Consider the following 26,198-nt stretch of genomic DNA (forward strand, 5'->3'; position numbering starts at 1 on the left):
GTCAGCGGGCCACGGCCCGACTTGGCAAGGAACAGACCGGCTGCCGCGTCCAATGACCGCAGCGACGGAAACCGAACTGCTATCAGCCGCTGAGCGTGGCAGGCACTGATCAGGCCAACACAGAGAGCCCAGGTCGGACGCCGTCGCCGTGCGCTCACGGCAGTCCAAGACTTGGGCTTCTGGGCATCAGCGGGGGCCGGATTGTGGTGTCACCGTGGTTCCAGTCGCGTCACGGCTTCCTCCCACTCATCGCCAGGTGTTGGTGTCCACGATCTCGCCTGACTCCAGGTCGATGCGGCCGTGGAAATCTCCTGCGTTGCGCGTGACCATGATCAGAAGCGGCCTCTCGTCCTGCGGAAAGGCATCGTAGAAGCCGTGTACGTCGTCTGGGTTCGGCAGCAGGTCGCGCGGCGGGTGCAGCCGGAAGCGCTCTGTGCCGTCGGGATTGTAGACCACCGCGTTGTCGGACGGAGTGAAGGGTGCGCCGTTGAGCGCTTCCACCACCAACACCAGGGATTCGTCGTGTTCCCTCCACGCCATGACAGCCTGCGGTGGAAGCCCGTATGACTTCTCGATAGCTCCGGCGGGGCCGCTCCATCGGACCGTGGTGTCACCTTCCGTCCAGGTGATGAGGATGTCCTTGTTGTCTGTTGTCACTTGGGAATCTCCGTGGGTGGGCCGACTGGGATCAGCCGGGCTCGGTCTGTGAATTCCATGACTTCTATTTGAGTTCCGCCGCCGGGAAGATGGCCGAGTTTCGGGTCTATCTGGGGTCCGATGATGCTCTCTTGGACGAGGATCGGGTCTCCGTCTGAGATGCGGTAGCGCTGCAGGAGCGAGACGTCGTCTTTCCAGTCGGTGCGGACAGCCAGCTGGTCGCGAACGAACTGCTGGTTGGGGACGTCGTCGAAGGTACCGAATCCACCCGGCCTCTTCTGACCTGCCGAAACCACCATGTTGAACTCCTCGCCTGGCTGTGCAAAACGCGCGAGGATCGGTGCTCCCTCGAGGTGCGGGGGTTCACGCCTGGCTGGCGGCAGGGCCTTCTGCTCCTGGGCCTCTTTCGGGTTGAGGCCCAGGGGGTCCGCCCATACGAGCGGGTTGGTGACGTAGGCGACGGTGTTCGGGGCCGGCGCGAGGCCCAGCGGGTCGCCTGTCAGGTAGCGGGCGGTCTCCGGGTCGTAGGTGCGGAAGTAGTTGTAATGGAGCCCGGTCTCCGGATCGTGGTATTGGCCCGGAAACCGCAGTGGGGTGTAGGCGGAGGCGTCCCTGTTCCAGCTCGTCGTGCCCCATACGGTTGAGCGGGTGCGCCAGGCGACCTCTCCCTGTTCGTCGATCAATTCGGTCGGTGTGCCGACCAGGTCGGTGACAATGGCGAAGAACCGGCTGTCGATCTCCTCCTGCGAGGCCTTCGAGACCTGCAAGACCTGCGCTCTGTCCGGCTCCTGCGACGTCCGGCGTATGGACTCCACCTGCGTCAGCGGGTGCAGGCCGGAATGCGTCCAGCTGAGTGTGACCTCGTGCGGGTTGCCCGCCGAGCGTGTCGTCTGCTCGATGAGAGTCGGGCCGTCCCACGTGAAGACGGTCTCCTCTACAACCTCGTCCGGCTTCGCCGAAATGTCGGGCGAGTCGTACAGCGCGAGGCGCTGCTTGGCGGCACGGCGGCCCAGCGCGTCATAGCGATATCGCCAACGCGTCCCGTCCGGGGTGGTCACCTCCGTGAGTCGGTCGTCCGCGTCCCACGTGTAGCGCCAGGTGTCCGGCTTTCGGGATAGCCGGATCTTCTGTCGCAGGATCACGCGGCCTTGCGTGTCGTGCTCGTAGCGGACGCGGCCCGCGCGAGTGATCCGCGTCCCGGTGTAGGCGCGTTCACCAGTGGCCTCTGTGCCCAGTTGCTCCGGCCAGGCGGCCGCGGTCTGGTTGCCGGCCTCGTCGTAGGCGTAACGCTCCGACCAGGAGGCGGCATCCACGGCGGTGACCCGGGCTGCCGAGTCCAGGGTGAAGGTTCGTGGTCCCGCAGCCTCGTCGTGGATGGCCAGCAGGTTGCCGTCGGCACGGTAGCTGTAGCCGCGGCGCAGCAGGGTCCGCTGGCCCGAGCCGGTGACGTGCCGGTTGATGAGCCGGCCCACCGCGTCGAAGGTCTGGTGCAGTTCCGTGGTGTTGCCGATGCGTCGCGTCAGTTCCCGGCCGGCTGCGTCCCGCTCGAAGGTCAGGGTCCGGCCGGAGGCGGTAATTTCGGTGCAGTGGCCGCCTTCGTCGTAGGTCCAGCGGGTCTCCGCTCCTGTGGGTGTGGTCATGCCGACCGGTCGGCTCAGCTCGTCGTACGTGTAGCGGACCGTGCGGCCGTCGACCTGCTCCTCTACCAGTCGGCCGTGCCGGTCGCGGATGCGGACCAGTCTGGTGCCGTCGGAGGAGACCGATACGGCCGGCAGGTCGAAGACGTCCCATTCGAAAGTCGCTGTACCCGCGGGGGAGGTTTTGCGGATGATCCGGCCGAGTACGTCGCGATCGTACGTGATCTCCTCGCCCAGCCCGTTCACGCGTGAGCGCAGCCGCCCGTTCGGGTCGTAGGAGTAGGTCAGGGTCAGGCCGTCGAAGTCGGTCTCTGAGATCAGCCGCCCCGCCGCGTCGTACTTGTACTCCCAGAGCAAGCCCTGAGGGTTGCGTACGCAGGTCAAGCGCAGCAGCGCGTCGTAGGTGTACTCGTACCGTACGCCGTCGGGCCCGGTCCGGGCGGCGAGGAGGTCGAAGTGGGTGTACTCGAAGCGGGTGACGCCGCCTGCCGGGTCGGTGAAGGCGGTGCAGTTGCCCTCGCCGTCGTAGGTCCACACCGACTCGGCGCCGTCCGGGTCGACCCTGCGGACGGGACGGCCCTCGGGGTTCCACTCCACGGCCGTCACCCCGCCGAGCGGGTCGGTCACGCGCACCGGGCGCCCGAAGGCGTCACGCTCGAACCGGGAGGTGGCGCCGAGGGGGTCTGTGATCGTGACCGGCAGACCGGCCGCGTCAGTGGTGAAGCGGGTAACGGCGCCCAACGGGTTGGTCACCGTGACGACGTGGCCGCGTTCGTCGTAGGTGAAGGTGGTGACGGCGCCGGCGGAGGTGGTGAGCGAGGTGCGGTTGCCCCGCTCATCGTAGGTTTGGCGCAAGACCGTGCCGTCGGCGTTGACTACCTTTACCGGCAGGCCCAGCTCGTCGTATTTGCTGCCGGCCGTGCGGCCATCGGGGCGTATCGAACGGGTGATCCGCCCCGCCTCGTCGTACTCCTGGAGACTGGTCGCGCCCAGCGGATCGGTACGACTGATCACGCGCCCGGCACTGTCGTACTGGTAGCGAGTGACCGCGCCCAGCGGGTCGATCTCGGCAACGACACGGCACCGCTCGTCGATCAGGTATCGGCGGGTGTACCCGTCGGCAGTGGTGACGGCGGTGACACGGTGGCCGGTTTCCGGATCGCGGGTGTCGTAGGTAAGGGTCAGCGCGAGGTGTCCCTCAGTGCCGCCTTCTGCGACACAGCGGTCCTGCTCGTCATAGACGTAGTCGTAGCGGCTGCCGTTGGTGTCGGTCCAGGAAATGATGCGACCGCGGTCGTCATATGCCAGCCTCATCGGCTGCCCGGAGGAGTTGACGACTTCCGTCAGGTTCCCGTCGGTGTAACCGTACGCGAGGACGCGCGGACCGCCGGTCAGGTGCAAGGCGGTGATACGGCCCTCGGTGGTCTCGAAGCGCAGGTAGTAGCCACCGGAGTGGGCTATTCCCAGCGGGGTGCCCGTGTGGTCGTACTCGAAGGTGATGAAGTTGCCGTTGCGGTCCTCCAACTGGGCGATCGGAGCGAGACCGTCCCCCTTACCGTTCCAGCCCGGCGCTGGCGAGAAGCGGCGGACCCGGCCCGTCGCTGGGTCGGTCAGCGTCCAATCGCCGTCCGGTGTGCATTCCAGCGGATGGCGGGGCCCGGTTGCTGGCAGCACCGGGTGGCCGGGGTCCGGGTGCGGGTAGGCGACGAGCAGGCCGTCGTCGCTGACCAGCACTACACCCTCGGCATCGATCTCCAAGTGCTGGTCGATCGTAGAGGCCCATGACGGGCCGAACCAGCGGCCGGCCGTATACCCGGACTCCGCTCGGCGGGTAAAAGCCAGGGGAAGGGTGCCGGGGAGAACCAGGTCCGTCTGAGGCAGGTACATGAGCCCCGTGGCCAGGTCCACCGGATCGGTGTGGCCCGTGGTCTTCCCCTCATCGGGCCTGTTGTGCAGATCTGGCCCGTCTTCGGCTACCGCCCTGCGGCCTGGGCCTTTCAGGTCGTCCGCGTACTTGGCGGCGGAACCGGCTTCTTTGAAGGCGTCCAGTCCCTTGGAGCCGACAAGCTGTGGAAGCATCTTGCCGATGCCTTCGTTGGGGTCCTTCATGAACTCGTCGAGGAGCTGCTTGCCCGCGCCCCATGGGTCGTTGACCGCCGTGACCAGGCCGGCCGCGGTCGAGTTGAGGCTCGTTGCGTACTCGGCGGGGTGGGTCAGGTTGTAGGGGTCGTAAGGGTTCAGGCCCCGGGCGAAGTCCAGCATGCCGGCGGTGCCCTTGATCACGCCGCCCGCCAGGTGCGTCATGGCAAGGCCGTTGTAGAGCATGCCGTTTTCGAACTGTTCGGCGTACGAGGGCTTGGGCGGGGCCACCTCGCGTGCCGCGCGGACTGCTGTGGCCGCGGTCTGGGCTTGCTCATTACGCTGTTTGCGGGCGTTGTCGAGTTTGTCCTGCGCGGCGGTGGCCATGGCGGTGCCGGGGTCGTCGTAGGTTTCCGACGGGCGCGGCGGCAGGCGGTCCTTCTTGGCGCGGACGGCGTCGTTGTAGGTGTCGACGAGTTTCTTGTGCGCGTTGTAGGCGTCCTGGGATGCCTTCTTGGCCTGGTTGTACTCCTCCAGGACCTCTTTGGCCTGGCCTTGTGCCCATTCGACGGTGTCGGCGAAGCGGCCCATGGCGTCGGCCGCCTTCCCGAACGCCTCGGCCGCCTTGAACCAGCGCGGCGGCTGCTTGGCCACCGCCTTGGCGAACGCCTCGGCCGCCTTGCCCTTCAGACCGGCGGGCTCGGTCATGGCCTTCAGCCCGTTGCCGACCGACTCGAACGCCGTCTGGAAGTCGTTCAGGTGGGAGACCTGTGCGCGGATCTTCGGCACGCTGCCGTAGACCAGCTTCCTCGGATCCTGGGTCTGCCCGAGTTCGAGTTCGGTGACGTTCGCGCCGAGTTGGTTGGCGGCGGAGCGGCTCTTGTCGCGGATCCAGTTCCCGGCGTCGTCCAGGCCGACGTCATCGGCGAGGTCGGCGACCTTGTTCCCGCCCCATTGGACGACGACCCCGACCTTCTCCGCGCTGTCCTCCGCGATGTCCTCGACGAAGTCCGGTATGTAGTCACCCCAGCCCATCAGCGGTTTTCCCCATACCTCTCGGCCTGCTCGAGCAGGTCTTTGATCGAGCCGATCTTCCCCGTCGAGGTCACCGTGTCCTTGGTGTCCGACCAGATCTTGTCGATGTCCTCGTTGCTCTTGACGACCGACTGAGCGCTGAAGTCCGGCTTGTAGACGTCAGCGCGGAAGATGTCACCCCAGGACTTCTCCTCGATCTCGTCCTCGGCGGCGTGCGGATTGCCGTACAACGAGTTCGCACCGACCTTGAAGGCACCCTGGAGGTAGTGGTCTTCCTCCCACACCGTGCCCGCGGCGATCCCCAAATTGGCGGCGAGCGCTGATGCGTCCAGGATGAGGGAGCGCACCCCCCACTCCCAGCCTTCGCAGAAGTCCTCGAAGTCCTTCGACAACCCGCTGTGCCCGGTCTCCATCGCCGTCATCGACAGATTCTCGAAACCCGCTCCCATCTCGGCACCGGCCGCGTCCCCCGACTCGCGAAGCTCGGAGATCGCCGCCCGCAACCCCTTCTGGATCGCGGCCACCGCCTGCGGCGACACCTCAAGGTCACCATCACCGTCAGCGGCCATCACGCCACCCCCGCCGCAGCCTCGTGGTCGGCCTCGGGTTCGACGTCCACGGCGCAGGCGTCGGGCACGATCCCGGCAACCGGCGGGAACAACATCGACCCGTCCCCGTCGGCGACATTCACCGCCACACCGGCAGGACCACCCACCTGGGGAACGATCGCGTCGACAAGACGCGCACCAAGGACCGCCAGATACGGCCACTCCCGGCCGCCCTCACCACGCGCCAGGGCAAACCGGGACAGCGCCTCCTCGTCGGTGAACGCGTACAACCAGCGCACACCACCCGACACCGCCGACATCAACCCGTCCACGCCGTCGGCCGAACCCGCCGCGAACGGAACCAGCAACACAGCCCGCCGAAACTCCCCCACCAAACGCCCGGGCTCCCCGCCCCCCTCACGGAACGCGGCTATCTCCCCAGCCAAACCCACAACCCCTCGCTCCCCAGCAGGCCAACAGACCCCAAAGACACGAACACTAACCTTGATCAACAACACGACCAAGACGAACCAGCCACCAACGAACCAGCTCAGCGAATACCAGGACATCCCAGGCGGGCGGGACCTGGCACGGGACCTGGTCCGACCAGCGTTGCAGCGCCTACGGAACGTCGCCCCGCCACACGAACCGGCCGACGTCGCCGGTGCCACGTTCACCTTCGGCCGGGTCATAGCCGGATCGGCCGCCCGACCCGACAGCGCCGTGCACCGACATCAAGACCGCCCCGACTTCCTGCGGGGGCCGGTCTGTCACGTCAAGCAGTGTTCCGTCCAGGGGGCCGGGGCGCTGTGCTGTGTTGTGCAGGGAGTGGTGCACCAGGTGCGCGCGAGAGTGTTGTGCATCGTCGGGTGGCGCACACCGGATCGGTTCGGTGTCGGACATCGCGGGGCACACCGAAGCGACGTCCATCGTCATCCGGTGCGCGCACCCTGTGGCGTCCACTCGGTAGGGCTCACTCGGTGAAGTCCATCGTTGGCCAGGCGGCGCGGGGAGGGATCGTTACCTCTTGGCCCGGTGAATCGTTCCTCCAAGTGTCGCGACGCACATGCATACCGCTCCCCCGCGGTAGGCGACACCGGCCTGGGCAGTCACCCTTCCCCCCTGACTCCCGGGCTTCAACTCCTCTTCGCCCGCTTCGGCCTGCCGCTGCCGAAGCCCGATCCCGTGGGCTGTGGCCCATGGTTCTCTTCCGGTGCCACAGCCCTCAGGCCCCTCAGCCGGTACTGCCCTGCTCCGTTGTCCGGGCCGGCCGGCTTGCGCTGTGAAGTGCGGTGCGGGCGGTCGCCCGCCGTCCAGGCGGCCGCCGACACCTTGACACCGGTCAGTGGTGGCGTCGGCCCCAGGACTCGGTGTCGACCGTGCGGCCGCGGTCATCGCGCAGCGTGGCGGTGTCGGCGTGGTTGTCCCAGATGTAGTCGCGGCGGTTTTGGAACAGGTCGGTGCGGGTGTCGTGGCCGGTGCCGGTGTGGATGCGGAGGGTGGCGCGGCCGTTGATGCGGACGTTATCGAAGCGGTAACGGTTGCCGTCCTCATCGCGGAGAGTCCAGCCGCGGAGGTTGACGGCGTCGCGGGTGGTGTTGGTGATCTCCACCCACTCGGCGTTGAGTGAGCGGTTGGAGCGGTCGTCGCGTCCGGGGCTGTCGGCCTGGACCCGGCTGATCTCCACCCGCGAATGCCGGCCGTGGTCTCGGTCCTGTGCGGTCGCCGGCAGGGCGGCAGCGCCCACCACGGCCCCGGCGGCCAGGACGGTCGCGGCGATACGACGGACGGAGGAAGAAGCAGAAGACATGGGTGACGCTCCCTCAACAACAGTGCCCCACCTGCCGAAGCAGGAGACGGCAACCGGTGCGGAATTCCCGGCCCGGAGTGAGCCGAGGGCCACACTCTCGACCCCCGCCCAGCCCAGGCGCAGCACGCCGTGAGGGCGGTTACCGGACATAGACATTTCCGTCACGCTTGCCTGTACACCCCATACAAACCTGTCGGGCGTGGCCCTGACATTCGTCGGCCCCACGCTCACCCGCCCCACAAACGGCACCCAGCGACAACACGCTCCGGCGCACCACCAGGCACACTCCTGACCCGTCTCACCCACCCGGAGTAGTTGATCAAGTAACAACCGTTCTGCACAGTTCTTCGCACGCACACCCATAGCCCGCATGTCACTTCGACCACGGAACCGCTACTTCCCTCAGCGGCAGGCCGACCCGACCGCGTTCAGGCACGGCGAGAACTCGCATACATGTGCGGATGAGCACTCTTCCGAGTGAACCCTGTGGTGGCAGGGCGGATATCGGCGGTTCGGGCGGCGTCTAGGACGCGATGGAGCACCGCCAGGTGCTCCGGTCCCGATAGATGGAGCCAGTTACATGACGGCGTTCATGGAGGCGGCGGGCCACGTCCCGGCCGCCCTGAGCGCGCTGCACGCGCTGGGCGCACTGATGCGCCTGTGGCAGCACCGCAGGGTCGGAAAGTCCGGCCCGTGTGGGTGCGCCCTGCCGGCCGTCCGTGAGGACTCCGGCCGAAGCGGCGAGGGTGAGCCGTTGCTTCAGGTCCGTCTCGTACCGTCGCCCGCCACTGTGGTCACGGTGACGCTTGAGAGCCTGCCCGCGGGGGCGGTCGCCGTACTGACCGTGACCGCTGTCCCCGGAGCCGGGGGGCGGAGGTGGTGGTAGGACCTGTAAGTGCAAAGTTCCCCCTGCTGAATGGAGATCGTTTAATGCCGGGGCGAATCTACCGAAGGAATGCACATGACAACGACATTGCGCTTGATTTAACTGGAACATGTACAAGGGTGGCGCAACCACCGGCATGGAATCCGACAGTCCGCTCTGAAGGGTGCCGGCATCACCACTTCGGTGGCCGTAGGATCGGCCCGGCCTCGTGCCGACGAGCCGATCCTGCAGCGACCGGCATTTCCTCGACGACCGCCTCGAGAGGGCCCGGACGCCACTCAACACGTGAGTCAACGCAGTCCGGCTCGTCGAAACGGCGGCAGGGCGTCTGCGGATCGTAGACGGCAATCCCTGCGCCCAGGCAACAACACCAGACACATCAGGGCGGCCGCCGGTAACGCCTGCAGGGCCGCCATCCGATGCAGGCACCAACCATGGAACGCCGGCCCGCCCGGGAGTTCCACGATCTTCACACCAGTGCGGCGCCGAGAGGTCAGCTGGGCCGGGATGCGATCTGCTGACGGGCAGAGCCCCAGACCTCCTCGAACTCCTCGAAGGTGAGTTGTTCGGGGTCGTGGCCTTCCCATTCCGAGACGGGCAGCTCGGCAGTAATCCCGAATCTGCTGTCGTAATCACCGAGGCGGCCCGCGTCGCGGGCCCGCTGCCACTCGGCGAGGGAGGCTGCTGCGATCGGGATCAGCTCTGGCCCTTCGAGTTCGACCTGCCGGATCACCCAGCCTTCGGCGTCGACCTCGAAGTAGAACCAGGTGTCTTCCTCGTCCCAGTAACAGCGCATCCATGTGGTCAGCAGGCCATGATGCCGGGCCAGATGCACCGCGCTACTCCGCCTTGTCTCATGGCTGGGCGATGAATCCTGCGGATCGGTCGAGCTGGAAAGGAGAACCGACCCGGGTTGGATCCCAGCCTTGATCCCGCGCCTTTCGAATGCTGGCAGCAACGTGAGCCGGACGAATGGGCTCCGTCTCGACGCCCACCCAGTTACTGGGATGGGCCTGACCGCTGGTGACGATCAACGGCGTGCCCGGCTGGCTGCCGCTGGCCGCTTCAACCGCATAGGTCATCGGTGTCCAGCAGAGTCCCTGCATGTAGGAGGGCTTCCTGCGGATCCGCCAGCGGTACTCGATCCCGTCAACGGTTATGCGCCGGGAACCCTTCTTGTTCAGCACCATCTTCGCCTCCTCCGCTGGAGTCTAGCGCTGTGCAATAGGTCCGTCTCAGCCAGAATCTTCCGGGCCGCCGAGCAGCGAGCCGAACCCAGAGTGCCGTGCAGGCCGTGGTCGCCGTAGTGTCCGGGGCGAAAGGCGGTTCCAGTGGAGATCACGGTTCAGTGGATCAGGACGTCCTGGACGAAGCACTCCAGGGGCGGTGACGCTGCTGCCCGCAGGAACTCAGCGCCAACGGGGTTCCTGGTGTCACCAGTGCCGTCTTCCTTCGCCCAGGTCATCCAGATGTCCGAGCGTGACGGTTTCGAGCCGCACGAAAGCGAGAAGGACTTGCGCCAGGTCGGACTCAGCTTGCGAGACGAGGGCGACCGGCTCCGCGTGCTGGCGCGTGTGGAGCCGTTGTTCGGATTGCCGCCGCGCCCGCGGCGCCCGCCGGCAGTGCGTCTGGCCCCGGGGCAGTGGATCCGTTGGCAGTTGAACTATCGGTTCAGTAGCGCCGCCGGAATACGAGGCTGGTCGTACTGGCTCGACACGTTCAACGTTGCCTATGGGCCCGTCGACCCGAACGTGTTCTTGTCGGAGCCGAACGTTCTGGTCGATGAGTGCGGTCCTGTTCGATAGCCGTCTGTCGACGATCAACTGATCATGAGTTCGGCCTGGAGGCGGGCGGCGACGAGGCGATAGGAATGCCGGTCTCGATGGTGTTGCCGCCTAGTACTGTAACGGTCTTTGCCGTGATGGGTTGTTGGCTTCTGGTGGTGTGTGGCCGCGTCGTTTGTAGTGGCTGATGCGGGCTTGGAACTGGCGTCGTCGTCGCCAGTGTGACCAGTGCAGGATGTGGTCGATGCTCGGACGGGGCCGAGTGAGTCGGCTGATCAGGCGTCAGAGTTCGGGGAGGGTGAGGGGTATGAGCTGGGAGGATGTGTCGGAAGTGCTCTAGGTTGGCTGACGTGAGTACGCGGGGGCGGAGTTACCGATACGTCGGACCGGTCGAGCTGAAGGCTGCGGTCCGGCCTGACAGCGGCGGGTGCCCGATCGGCTCGGCGGCTGACTTCGACAGCTGGATCGCTGAGCTATCGGCAGCAGAACTGACCGAACCGTTCACCTTCGTGGTCGGCGTGGACGGTGTGCTTCGGCTGGCGCCGCGACGGAGCGAGCACGTGGCCTGTGCCGGCGGAGCCATGGTCTTGAGTGCCGGCGAGATTGGTTTCGTGCGCGAGCGGGACCGGTGGGCTGTGAGCACGGTCAGCAACCAGTCCACCGGATACTGCCCCGACATCGGCTCCTGGTCGGCAGTCGCTCGCGCTCTGGAAGACGTAGGGATCGAACGGCCCTCCAGCTTCACCCACGAGGTGGTGTTCCGCCGGTGTCCTGACTGCCAGGAGCACAACATCGTGCACGAGGACGACTTCGTCTGCGTCTTCTGCGGCAGCGATCTGCCGGAGACGTGGAACGTGGATCCCATCGTGTGATGGCCGAGGGTCACAGCCACTCGTTGATGGCCGCGACGAGGGCGGTCGCCTCGTAGCGGACCGCGAGTTTGTCGTATCGCGTGGCGACAGCTCGGTGTCTCTTGAGGCGGTTGATCCCGCACTCCACCGCGTGGCGCTCGCGGTAGTCGACCGGATCGAAGTGCGGTGGCCGGCCACCGCGGGAACCGAGCTTCCGGCGGTTGCGGGCCTGGTCGGCCTTGTCGGGGATGGTGCAGCGGATCCCGCGGCGGCGCAGGTAGGCACGGTTCTTGCGGGAGGCGTACGCCTTGTCCGCGCGGACCCGGTTGGGGCGGACGCGTGGCCGGCCCGGCCCGAGGCTGGGCACGCGGACCTTTGCCAGGACGGGTTCGAACTGCGGCGAGTCCCCGCGCTGCCCGGCGGTCACCACGATCGCCATGGGCTTCTGGCCCTGCTCGACGGCCAGGTGCAGCTTGGTGGTGAACCCGCCGCGCGACCGTCCCAGTCCGTGATCTCTGGGCTCTTCATGGACACCGCCTGGTGGTTCCTTCTGCAGGTAACCCTGCCTTCGGGCTCCGGCCGCATGCTGGTGGGCACGGCAGACTGTGGAATCGACGTTCAGGTCCCACGTGATCGCGCCTTCCGCGTCGGCCAGGGACTGCAGCCGGGTGAGGATGTGGTGCCAGGTGCCGTTCCGCTGCCATCGGCGGAACAGGTCGTAGACCCGGCTCTACGGCCCGTACTCGACGGGCACGTCCCGCCACGGAACACCGGTCCGGACCCGGAACCGTATGCCGTCGATCAGCTGCCGCCGAGGCCAGACGGGTGGCCGTCCCGCCTTCGTCCCCTTCGGCAACAACGGCTCCAGCACTGCCCACTGCTCGTCCGTGAGGTCTCCCCGACCCATGAACCGTGATCATTCACAGCCCAAGATCCACTTTCGATACACGGCCTAAAAGGTGTTGCCGAAGGTCCGGCTTCGGCAGGCCGAAGTGGCGCCTGACCTGCATCTTTCACTGTGTCATGGCGAGGTTGTGCATGGTGGCGACGGCCTGGACGGCGTGGTGGAGGCCGTCTCCTTTTTGGCGGCAGTCGCGGAGGATCTTCCAGTTCTTCATGCGGGCGAAGGTGTGCTCGACGCGGGCCCGGACGCGTCGGTGTTCGGCGTTGTCCTCCTCCTGGCCGCGCAGGAGGGGGCGTCCTGCCCTTCTGCGGTGCGGGACGATCAGGCCGGTTCCCAGGTACGCGCCGTCCGCGATCACCGTCGTGCCGGCCGCGGCTGCCGGCAGATCCGACTCCCGCCAGACGTGGGCATCGGCCTTGTTCCCCGGCGCCGGCCGGGCGCTGGCGACGACCAAGCGGGTGTCGGCGTCGATGATGACCTGCACGTTCGCCGAGAAGCGGTAGTTGCGGGACGAGGCGGCGATGGTGCGGTCGCGGACTGGGATGAGGGTGCCGTCCACGATCCACAACCGCTCGACTTCGGCGACCGGCCGCGGGGCCGGCTCCAGCGCGAGCAGAGGAGCGGCCCGGCGGACTGATCTCGGCTGTCCGCCGGTAGAGCGCGAGGGCTGCTGCAAGACCGAGGAAGGCCAGGTAGTTGCGGGGATAGCACGCCGCGCCGGGTCTGGAGTAGCAGCCCGCCCCCCCAGGGCGGTGGGGCGTAGCAGGCAATCTGAGAAGAGGGCCCGTGCTTCCGCGCAGGTGGAGGGAAGTCACGGGCCCCACGTGGTGTTTGGGGGAGCAGTCCCCAGGGCTATTCGTCGTCCTCGTCCTCGGGTTCAGATTCCCTTACGAACCAGAGGTCGAGGGTGTACTGCTCGGTAACAGGGTTCTGCTTCCAGGCCTGACCGATCCGCTCGGTAGTCCAGTCGGTGTCAATCCGGCTAAGGGTCTCGGCGTAGTAGGCCGCCGTGGCCGCACGTCCCGTCCAGGATGCGTGCCCCTCATACACGCCAGGGCGGGGCAGTGTCATCTCTCCGGCAGGACCGAGGGTGAGTTGGCCGACCACCAGGATCCCGGTCTCCGACTCGATCGTCACCGGCAGGGTTCCTTCCACGTCAGTGGGTGGTTGCCGAGGGGCGTCCCAGACGCGGATCGCCACCTCAACCGTCACATCCGGCTGCAGGCTGTACAGGTACAGGTGATAGCCGTTTCCGCCGACGACATGCTGGCGGGCCAGGTCGACGGCGGCGCTGTCGGTGAGGTAGGCGTCAGCATCGTAGACCTCGACGAGGCGGTAATTCGGGCGGGCGGGAGTGCGGTACTCGGTGATGAGTGCCATCGCCGTCTCCATCGGTCAGGGGTTGATCTTCACGTAGAAGGGATCACCGTCGAGGATCCGGTTCTCTTCATACACCTTCTGTATCAGCAGGCCTCCTCTTCCGTTGTCTCCTCCATCGATGAGGCGTACCGAGAAGCGGTTGTCTCCCTTCGTCGAGCCTTCGTAGGTTGAAGCGAAGGGATATTCGTCGCACTCCAGGGGGGTCCCGCTGTAGTCACCCCACACTTCCCTGCACTCCCTGATCGACTTGTCCCGGTTCTCGTCCTGCTTGGTCTTGTTGATGCGGCGGTGCAGGGGTTCCGTCGATCCCGGCACCGTCTTGCCAGCCCAGGAGGGGAAGGTGCGTTCGGGGAACTGCTGGGCATCGAGTATGTGCCGGGCGCTCTGGTCCACGGAGGGGTCCTTGAGGCTCATCACGAGTTCCACGCGCGCTTCGGTGAACACGGTGCCCTTGTACTTGCCTGCCGCGCGGCCGGTGTAGTCGAAGCGGACGCTGGAGTAGGCCATGACGGGATCCGTCCAGGGCACCGCGGTGGGTGAGCTCACCCTCATGTCCAGGGAGACCATCCCGGTGACGATCTGTGCGTTGGCGGGATCAAGTTTGCCGGTGTCGGGCGACGTGTAGTTGAGCTGCCAGAAGGGTTTTGCGGCCCACTGTGCGATGTTCTCGCTGCGGGTGGTGACGGCCGGTTTGGTCATCTGGGGGTTGGGGCCGCTGGCCGAGGCGTTGATCGTGTGGCTGAAGTTCTGCTCGATCGTCCACGTCGAAGGGTTTTCACCGGGGACCGCCTTGGTGCGGATGTCTTCGATGCTGCTGGTGTAGTCGACGCGGCGGGATCCGTCGTAGGAGAATCCGAGGATCCACAGGTCGAACCAGAGCTCGCCTCTGAGGCGCTTCTTGTCGTCTATTAGCTTGAGGTAGACGGGTTGGTGCACGCACGTCTCGAAGCGGCTCTTGACCCAGCCCTTGCGGGTATTCGCCTCCGGGTGGGTGGCGCATTCGGTGCGCAGGTCCTTGTCCTCTTGCCCGGCGGATGTCGTGGCGTGAGGGCCGGCTGTGGGCGCGGTGTCCGCGTTGGCCGATCCGGCGGTTCCGAGGCCGGCCACGAGCATGAGTACCGTGGTCAGTATTGCTGCTGCGGCTCGTTTCCGTATGGGCTGGCCGGAGGGGGATGTGGGTTCGTCGGGCACGGGAGGCTCCTTGGCTGGGGCAGGCGCTGTGGCGGCGATCAGGGGCGGCATAGCTGTCCCCAGCAGGCGTCCAGGAGCTCGCCGGTGGTGGCCGAATAGGTGGCGTGAAAGCCTTGGAAGGTCAGGTCACGCCGGTCAAGGCCGCGGGTCGCCGCCGAAGACTGCACTGACACCACAGTCGTGTCGCCGGCGGTCGGCGACTGCCGGTTGAGGTCGAAGGTCCCGGAGGTGAGTGCTCGGGTGCCCGTCTTGACGGTGAGGGTATTCCGGGGAACGCCGAAGGTCGCTGCGGCACGGGCTGGGATGTCGGTCGGTCCTTCTGCCCTGTTTCCCCGGAGGGTGGGAGGCGGAGTGGTGCGGAGTGCGGCGGCGTTGCATGTCTTGGTGGTCTGGACGCAGGTGGCCAGTCCGGGCACTGAGGTCAGGCAGGAGTCGGGGTCGGTGGCCAGGCAACTGGAGAGCTTCTTCTGGTCCACACCGTTGAATGTCCCGGCCGCCTGGAGAGGCCGCGGGCTGACGGGAGTTGTCGCGGGGCCGGGCTTGCTCACGGTCCACTGGGTGAATTGTGTGGTGTCGGTCAGCTTCGTGTTGAAGCAGTACGGCGCCGTGTAGACGGCCGTCGGGTCGGACGGCAGGCCTTTTGATTTCCCGCAGATACCCAGGGTGGCGACTTGGGCGGTGTCCGCTGTGGCCGCCCTGGACCAGGCTTTGTTCTCCGACATGAACTGCACACGGTTCGCGATCTCGGGGACCGTGACGTTCTGGGGCCCCATGACTTCCAGGCCTATGTCGATGCGGTTGGAGTTGCCACGAGGCACCTTGAGCTGGTCGGTGGTGCTGCCGACCCAGTTGAAGTCGTACAACACGTCCCACTGGTCACCGCTGGCCTGGCGGATGGTCATGTAGGTGTGGTTCATGTTGTCCGCTGCTGCCGGGTTGATGCCGGCCGTGATGGCCTTGGTCTTCCCTCCACTGTTGCCCAGTTCGGTCCACCGCGGCCCATATGTGCTGGTGGTTGTACCGGTCTTCTCAGCGTACAAGCCGACCTCGATTGAGTTGGCGAACATGCCTCCTTCGGTATTGGGGACCATCCGCATGTAGTTCGATGCCTGCACGGATCCTGCGTCGCCGCCACCGAAGGTGATGGGTATGTTTCGCCAGGTGCCGAATGCGCCGATCACTGGCTGTCCCGGCTGGGCGCAGGCCACGGCCCAGAAGAAGATGCGCGCCTGATGGGTTTCGTTGCAGCTCTGGACTGGTGCGCTGGCACTGGCAGGTGATGCGGCTGCGAACGGCACCACCGTAGCTGCGCCCACCGCCGACAAGGCCGCGAGCAGTCTTCCCCGTAAGTGCAAAATTCCCCCTGCTGAATGAAGATCGTTTTAATGCCGGGGCGAATCTACCGAAGGAATGCACATGACAACGACATTGCGCTCGTTTTGACCGGAACATGTACAAGGGTGGCTCAACCACCGACATGGAATCCGACAGTCCGCTCTGGGGGGTGCCAGCATCACCACTTCGGTGGCCGCAGGATCGACCCGGCCTCGTGCCGACGAGCCGATGCTGCAGCGACCGGCATTTCCTCGACGACCGCCTCGAGAGGGCCCGGACGCCACTCAACACGTTTGTCAACGTGCCTAAAGAGGTCTCCGAGCGGGTCCTTGGGTGCATCCACCAAGCCGCCGCCCGCTACGACGTGGGCTGATGGTCGGATGGCCGAAACCACCACCGAATGTGACAAAAACAGACCAGGAAGAAGCTTAAAGTTTGAACAGCACACCTCGCCACGTCCAGCCCGCGCCGAGGACCACTTGCTGTAGGGGCATCCTCATGTCCTGGGTGGCGAACCGGAACGATTCGACTTTGCGTGGGCGGCCGTCCGCCCCCTGCTGCTTCTCCCACTGCCGATACACCTTGTGCGCCGGTCCGCGTCCGTACTGTCTGCGGGCTGCGTCGGCCGTGGGCTCCCACATCTCCTCAAGGACACGGACTTCGTGCTTTGCGGGGTTCAGGCGCATGCGGGTTTTGAGGGTCAGATCCAACGGCGGGTATTCAAACTCCGCCACTACGTCGGCGCGTTCCTTGGGGGTTCCTTCTCGCACAAGGAACCTGACGGTCGGGCCGTTGATCGCGAGGAGTGCGGCCCGCACCTCCGGCGACGGCTGCGCGGCGACTCCCCTGCAGGGATATTTGGTGCCGGTCAACTTGTCCGTGAAGCGACTCATGGTCACGCCCCCGCCCGGCTGTCATGATCTTGGAATAGGTCAGCACCGCAGCCCCCCCCACGTAGCGCTCGGCCGCGAACCCAACCGGCAAAAGTATGCGCCACCTAGTTGTGCCGGTGAAAGTGCCTGGTTCACGCCCCTCCGCCCGAGTTGGATCGAAGCCTGAGGAAGACGGCCCCGGAGCCACCCGGAAGCCCTCCGCCGCCGACCCTTCGTCCCGCCGGGACCCGAGGGGCCCGGCGGGCGGGACGCCGGCCGCTTCCTCTCCATCCGTCCCGCGAGGACGCCCCTGCCCCGACGCAGCGGCAGGCGCTCGCGCGGGGGTCCTCGCCGTGCGGCCCACACCCGCGCGCAAGAATTCCAGGAGAACCACCCGATGCGCCTGCATCCGACATCCAACACGCACCGAACCGGAAAGCAGCTCGCGGTCCTGCTGCTCGCCCTGGTGTCCGCGTGCAGCGTCCTCTTCGGGGCCGCCGCCCCCAAGGCCAACGCGGAGACCAGCCAGCGGTTCACCACTATCGACTGGCACATGTACCACGGGCTTTCAGACGGCAGCTCATACGCGGCCCGAGACTTTGATAGCTACAACGCCATGGTGAACGCGCTGCGCAACGCCGCCGGCCACCAGATGGCAGGCGTCAGCAACAGCCCGGGCTACATGGACACCCCGACCCGGACCAACAGCAACGGTGTCATCCGGGTCCTGGTCTGGACCCACGAGGCGGACGGCAACCACGCGCACCTCGCGCTGTACTTCAACGTCGACAACCTCTACTTCCTGGGCTTCTCCGCCCGCGGCCAGCACTACCGCATCGTCCCCCGCCCCAACCAGGCCGACCGCGCGTACACCAACCACCTGCCGGAGGAAATCCGCCGCGCCTCCAATCCGGTTCCGCCGACCGCCCCCCTGTTCAACCAGATCACCGGCGACGGCAGCTACCAGCAGATGTCGGCTCCCGCGGATTGGCGGGCGAATCAGACCTACAACGCGCAGATGGTGTACGCGCGGCTACAGACCCTCACCAACCTCCGGGTCGAAGACCGCAACACCGTTGGGTTGAACCAGTCCATGGCCTACATCATCGGCGCCACCGCCGAGGCCGCCCGCTTCGGCTGGATCCAGGACCGCGTCGCCCAGAGCATCTTCCGCGGCGGTGACCCGGCCTACACGGATCGGCCGTCCCACCTCGGCAACTTCGGCACCGACCTCGAAACCAGCTGGAGCGACCTGTCCCGCATGGCGCACAACACCGCGGCCCACCGCACCGACCGGGGCGTGACGATCGACGGACGCCGGTACGAGAACGTGGCCGACATCGGGAACCCCACCGCCGGCCAGCCCCGCCTGACCCCCTTCCTCGGCCTGTACGCCAGCGGACAGGGCTAACCGCCACACCGCCGGGCAACCCGCCGGGCCCGGTCCACCACGGACCGGGCCCGGCCGTCGCGTACCCCCGCACCCCGCCTACAGGCTTCGGCTTGTCAGGATGAGGTTGGGGTGTCGAGGGTCAGGCCGGTGCCGGCTATGAAGCCGTTGAGGGTGTCGGGCCGGTGCTGGAGGCGTTTGAGCCGGTTGCGGACGAGTGCTTCAAGCCGGTCGAGGGCCATGACGGCGAGGTTGGACAGACTGCGTTTGACGTGCGCCCAGACCCACTCGACAGGGTTGAGGTCGGGCGCGTACGCGGGCAGGAGGAAAACCGTCAACCACGCGCGCCGGGCGACCAACTCGCGCATGACGCGGGAGACATGGGTGTTCAGCCGGTCCCAGACCAGCACAATCGGCGCTTTGACGAGCTGGTGGACACCGTCGACCAGGGCGATGAAGTCCCGCTCGCTCGTGCTGCGGCGCTTGCCCTTACCCGCGGGGTGGGTGACCAGCCGGTGGGACAGCCGGGTACGGGAGCCGGGACGCATCGCGATCAGCCCGGCCACGGACAGGCGTCCAGCCCGGTGGCCGCTGACCGTGACGACCGGGGTTCGGCCACGCCGGCCCCATGTGCGCCCCCTGGGCGGTCGGCGGGTGAAGCCTGCCTCGTCCTCGAAGCAGATGTAGCCCCCGCAGGCCGCCCGGGTCCTTTTACCTCCGCCCAGGTCACCTCTTTCCACACGGTGACAGCCTGCTCGTTGCGCTCGGCGACCCGCCGGGCGGGGACCTGTGGGCTGAAGCCGAGCCTGTGCATCAGCCTCGTAGCCCCGGACACGCTGTACGTGACGTGGAACTTCCGCCTGATCAGCGTGACCACCCGCGCCGCGGTCCACACCTGGTCCTCCACCCAGCCGTGCACCGCAGGTCCCCGCTCCAGATAGGCGGCCAGCTTCACCAAGCAGCGCGGGGACAAGCGGCACCGCGACCCGCCCGGCCCCCGGGAGTTCAACGCCTCGGCTCCGCCCTCGCGCCACACCTGGTGCCACTGGTAAGCGGACTTCACGCTCACCCGCAGACGCCTAGCCACCTCCGTCGGCTTGACCCTCTGCTCGAACAGCTCGGCCGCCCGCATCCGAACCGACTCCCGGCGCACCCGTCCCGCAGCGGTCAACCCGCCACCATCCGCATATCTCACACGCCCCGGATACCGTCACCACACCACGCCCATCAGGCATTTCCGCACAGTTCACCCTGACGCGCCGAAGTCAGTACGCGCCGCCGGGAATCGACGTCGTCCCGGTCTCCCTTCCACGGTACCGGGCGCCAGGCGGGAGAATGCGTTCCGGAAGTATCGGTGCGCTGGTACCACTCATTGCGGATCTGATCCGGAAAGAGGTCGGCGACGAGGATTTCGTCATCTTCGGAAAGAGCATGGGTGGCCTCCTCGCCTATCTGCTCACTCGGCATTTCGGCGAATGTGGCGGACCGACGCCGAAAGCCCTGGCTGTTGCCAGTTTTGGCGCGCCGCACGTCCCGTGGCGCGATTTCACCGGTGGATATGCAGACGACCAGGCTCTCGTGCAGTATCTGCACCGGATCGGCAGTATCCCCGACTGGGTCGTCGAGCACCCCGATTGGGTCGCGCCCTACCTCGGCCGGCTCCGGGAGGACGTCCGCATGTGCGCCGAGTTCCGCTTTGAGCCGCAGGAGGGCCCGCTGGCCGTACCGGTCCGGGTGTTCGGCGGTGATCAGGATCCACTGGTGCCAGTAGAGGCGGTGCGCAGGTGGTCGGAGCTCGGAGACGACGTCGAGGTGCGAATTCTCTCCGGTGGCCATTTCCTGGTCTCCGAGGACATCGGCTTGCTCAGGCAGTCGATTTTCAGCCTGGCATCCGCTAATCAGCCATTGCCTTGTGGTGACGAGCCCACCATATGACGTACCGTGGAGACGAGTTGCATGCTTTTACTGAGTGCAGACATGCTCCAGGGAGCTGATAGGTGTGAAGCGGATTTTCGGGCTGGCGGCAATCGTTGCGGGTGCGGTACTTGCGATTTTCTTCCCGGATCTCAAATTCGGATGGTTTGAGGGTCGTCCGTTCGGTGTGATCCTCGTAATCCTGGGCGGGATCGAGCTGCTGGAGAGTATGCGCCGCCGCAAGCCCAAGGGACTCGTCGAGGAGTTGCGCGACGACTTCGGTCTCGGCTCCTCCCGGAACCGTGGCAGGGGTGACGTCCAGGAGAGCGATCGCGGCCGGGACCGCGATCCCGAGCGAGAGCGCGAGCTTGAGCGGAAGTTCGACCGGGAGGCGGAGCGTGAAGCACGGAAATACCGCGACTATCCGGATCTATGACCCGGACCCGAAGAGGGAAGAGGAGCACACGGAGCAATGCCGGAGTTCAACAAGAGCGAAGCGGCCCGGTCGAGGCGGGCGAACCTGTTCCTCGTGGCCACAGGCACGTTGTCCACGGCGCACCTGCCCTTCTGGCTCAACTGGCTCTCGTCCAACCGCCCCCACTACAAGGTGACGGTCGGACTCACCGACTCGGCCCGGAAATTCGTGAGCGCATCGGCGCTGGCCGCGCTCACCGGCGCTCCGGTGGTCCGTAACACCTGGGACACTGAAGAGGACTTGCAGCCGGTCCATACGCGCATCTCGGCCGACTACGAAGGCCTGATCGTGTTCCCGGCATCCGTCGCCTTCACCTCGGCACTCGCCGGGGCCTCCGGCCACTCCCCGTTCCACCTCGCCGCCCTCGGCACTGCGGCACCGGTCGTGCTGGCCCCCACCTTTCCGCCAGGGGTCGCCGGCAATCCGCTCGTCGCCGACGCACTCCGCAGACTCGACGGCGTGCCGAACTACCACATTGTCAAACCCCAGAAGGGCACGAGCCGCTCGACCGGCGCCGAGACGGACGTGACCGCACCCCTGTGGGACGTGATCGGGATGTACGAGGCGGTGGTCGGCCAACCCGACCACGCGGCAAGCACACACGAGACCGCACACGCCTGACACCCACCGGTGGCGGGCCGCAAAGACAGCGACGCTCAAAAAGAGGCCGGGCACATGGACTACTTCTATTACACGTTCGCCGACCCCGACGCGTACGAGGACATCCGACGCTGGAAGGCGGACGGACAGGACCCTCGGTTCGACCGGATACGCAGTGGCTTGACCGCTGTCCCCTACACCGAGGGATGGCACTACGCCCAGCACGGCATCTGGACTGTCTGCCGACCGGGCCCCGACCCGATACGTGGCCAGGGCTGGAAGATCCATGTCGCGGTGACCCCCGAGACCTTCGCACCACTCCTCGACCTCGTTTCCGCGTTCTCCTTCGAGCACCGCGTGCCCTTCAAGTTCCTCGCGCGCTACGAGTACGCCTGGCTGGTCAACGCCAAGTACGCGCCGCGTCCGGTCAGCGGCAAGGGCATCGTCCTCTACCCTGCCGACGAGCAACAGTCCGTCGCCCTCTCCACGGAACTGTCCGCACTGCTGAAGGCCTGGCAGGGGCCGCGCATCCTCTCCGACCTGCGCCTCGACGAAGGCGTCGTCCATGTCCGGTACGGCGCCTACACCCGCCGATACTGCCGGAACGCCGACGGCAAGGTCACCTTCGCGCTGGAGGACCCGGAAGGCCGCCTTGTCGCAGACCGCAGGTCCGTCCCCTTCCGCGCCCCGTCGTTCGTCACGGTGCCCGACACGTTCGCCCCACAGCCCCCCGAGACCGGTCACCCGGTCCCCCCCTACCGGATCGACAAGACGCTGCACTTCTCCAACAGCGGCGGCGTGTACCTCGCCACCCACACGGACACCGGGCGCCGGGTCGTCCTCAAGGAAGCCCGCCCCGCGGCCGGCTTCGACCTCATCGGCGACGACGCCGTCCACCGCGCCGAACAAGAGTACGAGGCCCTGCGCAGGTTCGCCGACCTGCCCGCGGTGCCCAAGGTCCACGAGCAGTTCACCTGGCAGGGCCACTTGTTCACAGTCATGGAGTACGTCCGGGGCACGACTCTCGTGGAGTGGTGCGCTGCCAGGCAGCCCTACCTGCTGCGCGCCGACCCGTTCCAGCCGCCCACGGAAGAGGACATCAGGGAGTACCGCGAGCAGGTCGACACCATTCTCACGCAGGTCCGCGCCTTCCTGTCGTCCTTGTGGGAGCGGGGTCACGTCTTCGGGGACGTCCACCCGGGCAACGTCATCGTGACACCGGACCTGGAGGTCAAGTTCATCGACTTGGAGGCGTGCGTCAAGGAGGACGCCCCCCGCCCCTTCCCCGGCGCTCCGGGGTTCAACGACTACACCCGCACCGGGCGGGCGGCGGACGAGTACGCCCTCGGGATGATGGAACTGTCCTGCTACCTGCCGCTCACCCATCTCATACGGATGGACGACGCGAAGCTCCAGCAGCTCCTGCACACCAGCGCAGAGCGCTTCGGCTTGCCGGCCGAGTGGACGGAGCGCGTGGTGCGGCTCTGCGCGCCGGGCGGCGTCCTGACGGCGCGGGCCGGCCTGCGTGCGGCGTCCAGTCATCTCGACGACGCGCTCGGCTTCGAGGAGTGGGCCTCCCAGATCGTGGCCGGTCTCGCGGACACCATGACTCCGGAGCGCACGGACCGGCTCTTCCGGAACGACTTCTCGGGATTCTCGCTGTCTCCTGTGTGCCTGGCCACGGGCGCTTCCGGGGTGCTGTGGTCGCTGCTGGGTACGCGTGGTCTCGATGCCTCGAAGCTGGTAGAGCAGGTGACCGAATGGATCGCCGTCCGCGGCCGGGAATCCGCCGATCGCCTTGAATGCGGCCTGTACGACAGTGAACTGGGTGCTGGTTACACCCTTTGGCGACACGGTCGCCTGGAGCACGCCCGGTGGCTGGTTGACTCCGCCTTGGCGAAGGAACACGGCAGCAGCGGGCTCAGCGTGTTCAGCGGCCTCGGGGGGGTCTTCCTGGCCGCTGCCGAGATGGCGGCCGGGCCGGATCCGCTCGTCTCCGCGGCCACCGCCGAGAAGCTCGGTGCGGACCTAGTCGACCGCGCCCGGCGGTTCCTGGCCCGGCTCAAGGGCAGCGTGTCACCCGACATAGCTCATTTCGGCCTCCTGCACGGTGTCGCGGGAATCGGTCTCGCCGTCCACCGGTACGGCCTGCTCGTGGACGACTCCGCAGCGGTGGACTTGGCCCGAGAGTTGCTGGAGTTCGAGCTGACCGGGTACGTACGGTGCGCGGACGGATCCCTGCAGTTCAACGAAGCCGAACGCCGGACCCTCGGCTACATCGAGGTCGGTTCGCTCGGCACGGCGCTGGTCCTGTCGGAGTTCGCCCGGCATGATGGCTGGGCTCCCGCCAGTGCGGGCATCCCCGATCTGATGCGGGCCAACGGGCCCGAGCTGATGGTCCAGAGCGGGCTCTTCCGCGGGCGGACAGGATTCATCGCGGGCCTGGCCTCCCTCGCCCGGGACGGACACGAGCAGTCGGCCCGGCCATTCATCGACCGCCACATGAACCAGCTCGGCCTGCACGAGGTCCGGTCGCAGGAGGGCGGCCTGCACTACCCCGGCACCCGGAACTACAAGCTCTCCAGCGACCTGCGGACCGGCAGCGCCGGGGTGCTCACGAGCATCGCGTTCGCCGAGGGACGCCGGGACCACTGGCTCCCCGGGGTCAGGTGATGGGCGACATCCTGGGCGAGATCCTGCCCCTGGCCTTGCTCGACTCCCTCGGAGTCTCCACCATCGCCATTCCTGTCTGGTTCTTGCTCATGCCGTCGGGGCTACGGATCGGCCGAGTTTTCGGATACCTCTTTCTCGTCGCTGCCGGGTATCTCCTGCTCGGCCTAGTGCTGATGAGCACACTCGCGGCGGTCCGCGAGGAACTGCGTTCTGCGCTGGAATCGCCGGCCGGTGACAAGGCGATGGCCGTGGCAGGCGGGGCCCTGCTCTTCGTCGCCGTCTGGTACGGACTGCTGCGGAGCGAGAAACCCGGCTCCGGCCGGCTGACCCGGTGGCGGGAGCAGGCGGTCGGCCGGTCGGCCACGGCACGTGGACTGATCACCGTATCCGTGCTGGCCGTCCTCCTCGAAGTGGCCACGATGTTCCCCTACCTGGTGGCCATCGGCACCCTGAGCCGCAGCGAACTGCCATGGCCGTCCCAGGGCGCCGCCCTGGCGGTCTACTGCCTGACCATGGTCGCCCCCGGCGCCCTCATCACCGTGGCCCGCCTCGTCTCTCAGGGCCTGGTCCACAAGCCTCTGCGCAGGATCGATACCTGGCTCAGGGACAACGCCCGGGAGAACACCGCCTGGCTCATCGCCCTAGCGGGTTTCATGCTCCTGTCGAACACCACGGTCTACGACAGTCTCATGGGCCTCCTCTCATCCCGCTGATCAAAGACCTCACCGAACGCATCCACGCGGCATTCGTCTACACGGGCATAGACGTCGCCCCTCTTCAACGGCGTCCGCAGCGCCCAGCTCGCAGGACGAGCCACCCTCATCGAATGCGGGCCCCCTTCCCGCCCGCCTCCGCCACAAGCCCCCCTTCACCGAGGTGAGGTCGTCACCGGAAAAGACGCCAAATGGCACCTCGGTCCTGCCGACGCTCGGGGGCCGCCACTTGGACCAGCTCGACTCGAAAGCCGGCAAGACCACGGCAGCCATTCAGGCATCCGCCCGGACGCACTTGGACGGCCCCGGGCCTCCTGCCCGGAACTGCAAGCGATGGACCTGCCCTGTCCGCGGCAGGCACCCAGGCCGAGGTCGCGTACGGGAACCTCGACGAAGGGTTCCGCAGCCCGAACATCCTCTTGCTCTCGCGGCTTGGTGGGGCGGTGGCCGTACGGCCTCAGCGCTGGCATCGACGTGGCGGCCCAAGGCCGACTGAAGGGGAGAGCGCTCAGCCGAACACAGAACTCGCGGACGAGCCAGCAGTGCTGAGGACCTCGGTGGCATGACCCCCGAGGTCCTCAGCCATTGCGCCGTACCTGCTCACGCGCTCAGGACGTCGCGGTGCACCCGCTCCCCTCGATTCAATGTCGGCAAACGACGGCGCCCTCAAGTGATCAACGCGCCATCCGCGGGCTTGTGCGGCCCTCAAATGGCCGTATCCCGCCGGGCTTTTCATCTTAAGATTTCAGAGTCCTGAATGATCTTGGGTGACGGGGAAAGCGTGGGGTGGTGTGGGGGAAGCGCTGGGTCGGTGGCTCGACCGGCTGGGTAACGAGGCGGGGGCCGGGCTCAAGCGTCGCAGCATCCGCAAGGAGGCCCGTCGGGCGCTCCAGGAGATGCCGGTGCCCCGCCCCTTCAGCATGTCCGCGCTGATAGCGGCCATCGGGGCGGAGCACGGGCGGCGGATCGAGATGGTGGACGTTCCCGACCGTCTCCTCGGACAGAGTGACGTCTGCGGGCTATGGATCCGGCACGAGCGGCTGCCCCTGGACCTGGTCCTCATTCCCGAGAGCATCTCCGGCTTCCACCGGCAGCGGATCGTGTTCCACGAGCTGGCCCATCTGTGGTGTGACGATCCGAATGCCCACCCGGAGCAGGTGGGGCCACTCCTGCCGGGCTTCTCCCCGGAGCTGCTCCACCGGCTCGCCGAGGCCGGCCCGTTCATGGCCCGCCACCGCTACGAGAACCACATCGAGATCCGCGCCGAGATGATCGCCGATCTGCTCCACGCCGAGGCGTTCGCCTTCGACCACGTCGAGGACGGAACCTTGCGAGGACTCGACGACACCCTGACCCGCCTCTTCTCCCCTCCGTCCAGGAGCCCTCGTGTCTGACGGTTTGACGTACTGCATCGTGCTCCTCCTCCTCGCCCAGGCCCTCTGGAGGATTCCCTCGGCTTTCCGG

22 protein-coding genes and 2 pseudogenes are annotated in these 26,198 nt (G+C 66.8%); 10 read left to right on the forward strand and 14 right to left on the reverse strand.

Translation table 11 applies throughout. The annotated features are described in order from the left end of the window. Positions 1-246: 246 nt before the first annotated feature. From ACZ4M3_RS34185 to ACZ4M3_RS34205, 5 genes are all read right to left on the reverse strand, one after another. The gene (locus ACZ4M3_RS34185) at positions 247-657 is read right to left on the reverse strand and encodes a hypothetical protein (RefSeq protein WP_467739380.1); all 411 of its coding nucleotides are present in this window, start codon (positions 655-657) and stop codon (positions 247-249) included. Beyond that, positions 654-5,408, reverse strand: coding sequence for a putative T7SS-secreted protein (locus ACZ4M3_RS34190; protein WP_467739382.1), 4,755 nt, complete (start codon positions 5,406-5,408; stop codon positions 654-656). Before ACZ4M3_RS34190 ends, ACZ4M3_RS34185 begins: the two co-directional genes overlap by 4 nt. Next, positions 5,408-5,977 carry a hypothetical protein gene (locus ACZ4M3_RS34195; RefSeq protein WP_467739384.1) on the reverse strand — a complete coding sequence of 190 codons (570 nt, stop codon included), beginning with the start codon at positions 5,975-5,977 and terminating at the stop codon, positions 5,408-5,410. The genes ACZ4M3_RS34190 and ACZ4M3_RS34195 overlap by 1 nt, the downstream gene beginning before the upstream one ends. Next, entirely contained in the window at positions 5,977-6,327 is a 351-nt protein-coding gene (locus ACZ4M3_RS34200; RefSeq protein WP_467739386.1) for a hypothetical protein, read from the reverse strand. Before ACZ4M3_RS34200 ends, ACZ4M3_RS34195 begins: the two co-directional genes overlap by 1 nt. A 971-nt stretch (positions 6,328-7,298) precedes the next feature. Next, on the reverse strand, positions 7,299-7,766 hold the full coding sequence (locus ACZ4M3_RS34205) for a lamin tail domain-containing protein (RefSeq protein ID WP_467739388.1): 468 nt from the start codon (positions 7,764-7,766) through the stop codon (positions 7,299-7,301). A gap of 580 nt (positions 7,767-8,346) precedes the next feature. Here ACZ4M3_RS34205 and ACZ4M3_RS34210 point away from each other — a divergent pair. Beyond that, positions 8,347-8,652 (forward strand): hypothetical protein, encoded by a 306-nt coding sequence (locus ACZ4M3_RS34210; RefSeq protein ID WP_467739390.1) that lies wholly within the window; start codon positions 8,347-8,349, stop codon positions 8,650-8,652. Positions 8,653-9,145: 493 nt separating this feature from the next. On the opposite strand, the gene ACZ4M3_RS34215 is transcribed toward ACZ4M3_RS34210, so the two are convergent. Together ACZ4M3_RS34215 and ACZ4M3_RS34220 are read right to left on the reverse strand one after the other, a co-directional pair. Continuing rightward, on the reverse strand, positions 9,146-9,448 hold the full coding sequence (locus tag ACZ4M3_RS34215; protein WP_467739465.1) for a hypothetical protein: 303 nt from the start codon (positions 9,446-9,448) through the stop codon (positions 9,146-9,148). A 58-nt stretch (positions 9,449-9,506) separates the two neighbouring features. Further along, positions 9,507-9,842 carry a hypothetical protein gene (locus ACZ4M3_RS34220; RefSeq protein ID WP_467739392.1) on the reverse strand — a complete coding sequence of 112 codons (336 nt, stop codon included), beginning with the start codon at positions 9,840-9,842 and terminating at the stop codon, positions 9,507-9,509. Positions 9,843-9,983: 141 nt separating this feature from the next. Between ACZ4M3_RS34220 and ACZ4M3_RS34225 the strand changes: the two genes are divergently transcribed. Beyond that, complete coding sequence (locus tag ACZ4M3_RS34225; RefSeq protein ID WP_467739394.1) at positions 9,984-10,457, forward strand: hypothetical protein; 474 nt, start codon at positions 9,984-9,986, stop codon at positions 10,455-10,457. 329 nt (positions 10,458-10,786) lie between these two features. Next, positions 10,787-11,308: a hypothetical protein gene (locus tag ACZ4M3_RS34230; RefSeq protein ID WP_467739396.1), complete on the forward strand. Its 522-nt coding sequence runs from the start codon at positions 10,787-10,789 to the stop codon at positions 11,306-11,308. Between the two features lie 10 nt (positions 11,309-11,318). Here the strand turns inward: ACZ4M3_RS34230 and ACZ4M3_RS34235 are convergent. The 6 genes and pseudogenes from ACZ4M3_RS34235 to ACZ4M3_RS34260 form a co-directional block, all read right to left on the reverse strand. Then, positions 11,319-12,194, reverse strand: a pseudogene (locus ACZ4M3_RS34235) (IS5 family transposase). Between the two features lie 106 nt (positions 12,195-12,300). Beyond that, positions 12,301-12,819, reverse strand: a pseudogene (locus ACZ4M3_RS34240) (transposase); the annotation flags it as partial. Between the two features lie 224 nt (positions 12,820-13,043). Continuing rightward, positions 13,044-13,571 carry a hypothetical protein gene (locus ACZ4M3_RS34245; protein WP_467739398.1) on the reverse strand — a complete coding sequence of 176 codons (528 nt, stop codon included), beginning with the start codon at positions 13,569-13,571 and terminating at the stop codon, positions 13,044-13,046. Positions 13,572-13,586: 15 nt separating this feature from the next. After that, on the reverse strand, positions 13,587-14,762 hold the full coding sequence (locus tag ACZ4M3_RS34250) for a NucA/NucB deoxyribonuclease domain-containing protein (protein WP_467739400.1): 1,176 nt from the start codon (positions 14,760-14,762) through the stop codon (positions 13,587-13,589). 38 nt (positions 14,763-14,800) lie between these two features. After that, positions 14,801-16,063 carry a hypothetical protein gene (locus tag ACZ4M3_RS34255; protein WP_467739402.1) on the reverse strand — a complete coding sequence of 421 codons (1,263 nt, stop codon included), beginning with the start codon at positions 16,061-16,063 and terminating at the stop codon, positions 14,801-14,803. Positions 16,064-16,525: 462 nt separating this feature from the next. Beyond that, positions 16,526-16,990 (reverse strand): hypothetical protein, encoded by a 465-nt coding sequence (locus ACZ4M3_RS34260; protein ID WP_467739404.1) that lies wholly within the window; start codon positions 16,988-16,990, stop codon positions 16,526-16,528. Positions 16,991-17,366: 376 nt separating this feature from the next. On the opposite strand from ACZ4M3_RS34260, the gene ACZ4M3_RS34265 reads away from it, so the two are divergent. Beyond that, positions 17,367-18,380, forward strand: coding sequence for a ribosome-inactivating family protein (locus ACZ4M3_RS34265; protein WP_467739406.1), 1,014 nt, complete (start codon positions 17,367-17,369; stop codon positions 18,378-18,380). Positions 18,381-18,475: 95 nt separating this feature from the next. Here ACZ4M3_RS34265 and ACZ4M3_RS34270 read toward each other — a convergent pair. Next, positions 18,476-19,554 (reverse strand): IS630 family transposase gene (locus ACZ4M3_RS34270; protein ID WP_467739408.1). Its coding sequence is split into 2 segments (ribosomal slippage): positions 18,476-19,053 and positions 19,053-19,554, totalling 1,080 coding nucleotides; the frame shifts between segments, so codons are not numbered across the junction. A gap of 56 nt (positions 19,555-19,610) precedes the next feature. On the opposite strand from ACZ4M3_RS34270, the gene ACZ4M3_RS34275 reads away from it, so the two are divergent. The 6 genes from ACZ4M3_RS34275 to ACZ4M3_RS34300 all read left to right on the forward strand — a co-directional run bounded on the left by ACZ4M3_RS34275 (position 19,611) and on the right by ACZ4M3_RS34300 (position 26,128). Then, positions 19,611-20,294, forward strand: coding sequence for a thioesterase II family protein (locus tag ACZ4M3_RS34275; protein ID WP_467739467.1), 684 nt, complete (start codon positions 19,611-19,613; stop codon positions 20,292-20,294). A 64-nt stretch (positions 20,295-20,358) separates the two neighbouring features. Then, positions 20,359-20,709: a hypothetical protein gene (locus ACZ4M3_RS34280; protein ID WP_467739410.1), complete on the forward strand. Its 351-nt coding sequence runs from the start codon at positions 20,359-20,361 to the stop codon at positions 20,707-20,709. A 36-nt stretch (positions 20,710-20,745) separates the two neighbouring features. Then, entirely contained in the window at positions 20,746-21,369 is a 624-nt protein-coding gene (locus ACZ4M3_RS34285) for a flavoprotein (protein ID WP_467739412.1), read from the forward strand. Between the two features lie 54 nt (positions 21,370-21,423). After that, positions 21,424-24,021 (forward strand): class III lanthionine synthetase LanKC, encoded by a 2,598-nt coding sequence (gene lanKC / locus ACZ4M3_RS34290; RefSeq protein ID WP_467739414.1) that lies wholly within the window; start codon positions 21,424-21,426, stop codon positions 24,019-24,021. Further along, on the forward strand, positions 24,021-24,734 hold the full coding sequence (locus ACZ4M3_RS34295; protein WP_467739416.1) for a GAP family protein: 714 nt from the start codon (positions 24,021-24,023) through the stop codon (positions 24,732-24,734). The genes lanKC and ACZ4M3_RS34295 overlap by 1 nt, the downstream gene beginning before the upstream one ends. Before the next feature lie 767 nt (positions 24,735-25,501). Beyond that, a complete protein-coding gene (locus ACZ4M3_RS34300; RefSeq protein ID WP_467739418.1) occupies positions 25,502-26,128 on the forward strand; it encodes a hypothetical protein in 627 nt (208 codons plus the stop codon). Positions 26,129-26,198 lie beyond the last annotated feature (70 nt).

This window comes from Streptomyces sp. NPDC026522 (genome assembly GCF_055567555.1).